Below are 978 nucleotides of genomic sequence, written 5' to 3'. Positions count from 1 at the left end.
CTTATATTGTGAAGTGTATTTCTCAAGAGTCTACTCTTTATTCAATTTCTCATGGAGCGGGAAGAAAATGGCCACGTCATTTATGTAAAGGGAGACTAGAAACAAAATATAAGAAAGATAAACTAAAAGTATCACAGTTAGGAAGTAGAGTTATCACTTATGATAAAGCTGTTCTTTATGAAGAAGCAAGTGAAGCATACAAGGATATTCATCATATTATTGATGTGTTATTGGAATATCGGGTTATTGAGTTAGTTGCAAGATTAAAACCACTGGTGACATATAAATGTTAATACAAGTGAGTAGTGGTCAAGGGCCAAAAGAATGTGAATATGCTTGTTATAGAGTTTATCAGGAGTTTTTAAAAGAATTTAAAGGATTAGATGTTGTTTCTATTAACAAAAGTCATAAAAATTGTTTAAAGAGTGTTGTCTTTTACTCGGAAAAGGATTTGTCTTCATTAGAAGGGACCATTCAATGGATATGTGAAAGTCCATTTAGGAAACATCATAAAAGAAAGAACTGGTTTGTTGACGTTTCCATATTAAAGGAAGAAAAGGGTATAAAGAATCAAAATGATATAAAATATGAAGTTTTTCGTTCACAGGGTAAAGGTGGACAAAATGTGAATAAAGTCTCAACAGCGATTAGAGCTATTCATATCTCAACTGGAGTTTCTGTTGTTTCACAAGATCAAAGAAGTCAACTGCAAAATAAGAAAATTGCATATGTAAGATTAATGCAAAAAATAGATGAAGTAAGTTCATCCATCAATAAAGATATCCATTATGAAAATTGGAATGAACATAATCTTTTAAAAAGAGGATTACCTTTACGTGTGTATAAAGGAATGAAGTTTCAAAGAATAAAATAGTTTATAAAACTTCTCAACAAATAAAAAAGAGCCTTATAAAATAAGGCTTCAGCCTGTTGACAAAGAAGGTCGACAGGCTTTACATAATATGATAGAATAAATAA

General features: G+C 30.4%; 2 protein-coding genes. Both read left to right on the top strand.

Features of this window, described 5'->3' with window-relative positions; genetic code table 11:
• Positions 1-293, top strand: a 293-nt coding sequence (locus tag BN350_RS18130; RefSeq protein ID WP_044600021.1) for an RtcB family protein, incomplete at its 5' end; no start/stop codon positions are given.
• On the top strand, positions 287-874 hold the full coding sequence (gene prfH / locus BN350_RS01230; RefSeq protein ID WP_028041973.1) for a peptide chain release factor H: 588 nt from the start codon (positions 287-289) through the stop codon (positions 872-874). The genes BN350_RS18130 and prfH, both read left to right, overlap by 7 nt.
• Positions 875-978 lie beyond the last annotated feature (104 nt).

It is taken from the genome of Candidatus Stoquefichus massiliensis AP9, assembly GCF_000455285.1.
In the GTDB taxonomy this organism is placed as follows: domain Bacteria; phylum Bacillota_I; class Bacilli_A; order Erysipelotrichales; family Coprobacillaceae; genus Stoquefichus; species Stoquefichus massiliensis.
The sequence above is the reverse complement of the archived record's forward strand: the minus strand, read 5'-3'. Positions and strand labels throughout refer to the sequence as shown.